Here is a 4,121-nt window from a genome sequence, read left to right on the forward strand (position 1 = left end):
GAAGAAGTAACCAAGTTTTTTAATCAAGTCATGCAAATGGATACTTTTACATTACGCCAAGAGGCTATTTCAACTGAAAAGTTCCCATGATTTTAGCTAAAAATGAACTCCGAAACTTGAGTTAATATACCCTATTTCTTATTTATTCAGACATTTATAGTAAAGCACAAGGTATTTAAGACGAACAATGTAGTTACCGCACTTTAGTGTTTGTGACCCATACGAAATGATATTCGATCTTGTATTTTGTGTGAGAGCCTTGTCGGTACTTCATCCTTACATAATAAAGGCAACCGCTAGCTGAAAGCTACCCGTCTGAAAGACGGGGTTTTAACCTTAAGCGAGGCTAATAAAAAACTCCCACAATACTTGCAGATAAGTAATGTGGGAAATTGAATAGGTTGTCAAAAACTACTCTTTAATTTGATCTTTATTAATTCCCTGGCGGATTCTATTATGTGTTTCTAATGATGCGCCAAGCTTGTTTTGAACCTCACCTTTATTTTTAAAATCGATAAATCGATAGTAATTGCCTATCTTTGCGATGTAGACTTTGTTTGAGATAGAATATTTACGTTGAATGATAGCGGGTACTTGCACAGTTATGACATTGATGCCGTTTGCAACTTGTTCACTCCATGATGAAATGTAGCGCGTTACAGAGTGGGGATCAGAGCCAAGTTCCGAACCATCAACCGCAGTATTAGGAGGAGCAATTGTTCCCCTAGCAAAGGAAACACCTATTAGACTCGTAGGAGAGTCAAAAAAATAAGCAGGCCTAGAACCGTGAATGTTGTTTTTACTAAGGTAAAGGGCTGTTTTTCCGTTGGAGCCTTTAGCTGGAATACTCAATAAGTCAGAAACGTCAGCATCGCTATTTGAGTGAATAAGCACATCCTTAGTTATAAAAGTATTTTGTATAGGCAGATAAACAGACCCAGTATATTTAAGGTGGTAGCGTTGTACATAGTGACATAAATTAGAATATGAATCACCATCTTGTATTTGTGGTGCACAATCTTTTTCAGGTTGAGCTGGGTATAAAATATTTGGCTTATATACCGTTTCTTTTAACTGGTAAATTTCCATATTATCATTATTAAGAAAACGATTGTGCGATGTCACTTGACCGTTTGCTTTGGTTGCATCGTGCCAGCTATTGATGCCATCTAAGGCGAAGGGTGTAGAAATATTTAGCCCTTTCACTTTAGCCACACTACCTGAAAGCATAAATTGATAATTGGGTGCAGAAGCGTTCGTGAAAACTATCCCATTTCTATTACTATCGGTGCCACTCTTAAAGTAATATTCGCTGAAATCGTTCAAAACAAACTGTCCGTTTTTCAGGCCAATAGTTTTAGCTGATAGTACACGAGGCTCTGAACGAGAGTAATCCCTATGCTGAATAGTGACCGTTTGCAACATATCACTAACATTTACATTTTGATTGCTTACCCATGCTAAGTTTTGTTTTGTATCAGGATAAGTGTATATGCTTTTTTGCTCACTGCTATTAAGGAAAAACGCTCTTAAGTTCAGCGGCTTTGCGGCTTGTAAGGCGGATAGAAAATTCAGTTGCTGAATAAACTCAGAAGCACTTAAATTGGACGAACTAGCAGCCCCCACGCTTTCTTGAACTGCCGAGCTGTTATTCTGATTTTCATACCTTTTGTCAATCACTGATTTAGTGTGAGTATCTATATCCTTAAGATATTTATGAACAGAAAAGTGATGCTTATCTTTTTCAGTGACCTGCAAGTCATCCAATGAATTAATTTCGATATGCATATCAAGCATGGATGACATGAAATGTGTTGCTATTTCTTGTAAATGCACTCCCTCCAATTGTTGTAATTTAGTTCCATTTTTTAAAGCATGAAAATCGACACAGGCATTCATATCGGTAATTACATCTTTCTTGAATTTTTCATTAGCTTCTGTAGAAGATAGTTGCAGAGACATATCATGATGCATTAAAGACGTAAGAGGTGTCACATAGGAGCAACCAGCAGGACTCGCCATTTTAACTGTTACAACTTCAGAGTTGCTTTCAGAAGCAGGTAGCTCAACATCAGCCACCAAAGGACAACTAGCGAGAGATTCTCTTAAATTTTCGGGAAAATGAAATCGCCCAGCTTCATCAGACTTTACAGATTGCTCATCGCTATCACACTGCATATTGCCATTACAATCTGCACAGACGTCGGTGTAATCCATGTATTTTTCAGCTGATAATACTCTTGGTGGTAATGGTGCTTCAAGCACCTGAGTTGATAACCTTTTCGAATCGTCATTACACCCCAAAATAACTACTGTACTAAGTGTTGCAATGAGTAATTTAGGAAATTTCATCTGTACCTCCGTTGTCAGATTTCCATGTAGACCTAATTAAGGTTAGCTGAATTAATCGGTCGTGAGATTAAATTATGTCCGATGGTTCATTTCTATATACCCAATTCATAGACAGGATCTTAAGCATAAGATGATAAAAAGATATAAAAAAGGCTTCATTCGTGATCAAATCATTTCGCCAAAAACAAGCAGAGCACTCAGAAGCCGATGAGTATTATTTGTAACTATTCAGCCTTCTGAATAAAAATATCCGGTAAATGCCCACTGAACAACAAATTCAGCGCTGTTGAAGCCGTTATATTTTGCTTTCTGCAACTCGAAACGTAACTGCGTATGGCACAGAAGTTTTCAGCACCTTCTATGCTCCTAAAGCAACCTGATATTTTCTGATGAACTTTGGTCATCCTGATGTCATTTTCTGCCAGATTATTAGTAAAGGGAACATCAGGATTTATCATAAACCTTAGAACTTCTTTCTCATAATCCCTTAAACGTTCTAATAAGTTCCTACTTTTACTTTTTTTAACTCGCCCCCGTTTTCCTTGTTCTCTTGGTGGCTCTGGGCATTCGAGTTCGCCCTCTTTTATGATTTGCCGATACTGCTTGAGCCTAGCCTTAATTCTTTGGTAACTGAGACGGCCACCTGCATCTTCAACTTCTTTTTGTATATCAAAAAGTAGCTCTTGAAGTTCTTTCGCCCACCTTTGTTCTTCTTTATCTAGAGCAAACTCAAGTTCTCTCACATGGTGAGCATTACAAAGTGCATGTAAACACTCATATTTAAAGCAAGGTTTCCAATGGTCGTGGACTAAGACGCCTTGGTAATTGGGTAAAACACCCGCAGTATCTGTCGCTTCCTTACCTCTTTTTTTGTGGCAAGTAAAATAAGTCCACTGCGATGTAGAAGCAGTATGCAGCCAATGTTTGGAGCCATTGACGTTCATGCCTGTCTCATCGGCATGAAGGACGGGAGAACCACAAAGTTATGATTTGATCACATTGAGTGCACCTAAATCCTGAATCAGTTTTGCAGCCTGAGCGTTGAAGTTAACCAGTGTTCCAGCGCTGATCGGAAGTTGAAGTTGGTCTGCAAAGTATTCTCTTATTCTGTCGTAAGGCAAGAGCTGATATTGTGACAGATAAACAGCATGAGCTTTAACACCTTCACCGTATTGCGCGGCTTGTGTGACTTGTTTTGGAAACGCTGCTGTGTAGCGCTTGCCTTGCTCATCTTCTAATATCTGAGCTTGGTATTCTGTGATTATCGTTTTGAATTCAATATCGAAGACCTGCCGTTTTTCTATGCCGACTTCTTTGTAATGGCCTTTTGGAAGTTTGCGCTTATCAAGCTTGAGCACCTCAACAACATCAGGCTTATCGATTTGCTTGAGAGTGCTACCTATGTGGCCTTTTTGACCACCTGGTTTGCCATTGTTTTTAGAATTTTTCTTCTTATCACTGTCATTATCTGTAGATGGCGGCTTACTGCTGTTTTTGCTGTTCATCCCCATACGATTAGTCAAGTTCATGATTAGCATTACTAAAGTTTCAATAGCTAACTTTAGCGCAGGTGTCACCGTTTTATCAGCTTCGAGTTGTTGTTTTACATGCGCAATGGTCGCATCAATATCAATACCGCTAACAGGGCAAGATCGCGAATGTTTTTTGAGCAATTGTAAACATAAATTTGACCGTGAATACGGTTTGTGATCTTATACTTCCTTTTGCGGAAGTACACCATGAATTTAGACTTATTCTTTCAAATCTTT

Annotated in this window: 1 protein-coding gene and 1 pseudogene; both read right to left on the bottom strand. The window is 38.6% G+C overall.

Annotated features, from left to right (window positions below; all coding sequences use genetic code 11):
• Window positions 1-411: 411 nt before the first annotated feature.
• Complete coding sequence (locus D5018_RS20815) at window positions 412-2,352, bottom strand: hypothetical protein (protein ID WP_121840893.1); 1,941 nt, start codon at window positions 2,350-2,352, stop codon at window positions 412-414.
• 224 nt (window positions 2,353-2,576) lie between these two features.
• A pseudogene (tnpC, locus tag D5018_RS20820) lies at window positions 2,577-4,025 on the bottom strand (IS66 family transposase).
• Between the last annotated feature and the right edge of the window lie 96 nt (window positions 4,026-4,121).

The sequence above is a fragment of the Parashewanella curva genome (assembly GCF_003675895.1).
GTDB classification, from domain to species: domain Bacteria; phylum Pseudomonadota; class Gammaproteobacteria; order Enterobacterales; family Shewanellaceae; genus Parashewanella; species Parashewanella curva.

Coding starts and splice junctions, on each gene's coding strand:
- D5018_RS20815 (WP_121840893.1), bottom strand. CDS start 2,352: ATGAAATTTCCTAAATTACTCATTGCAACACTTAGTACAGTAGTTATT.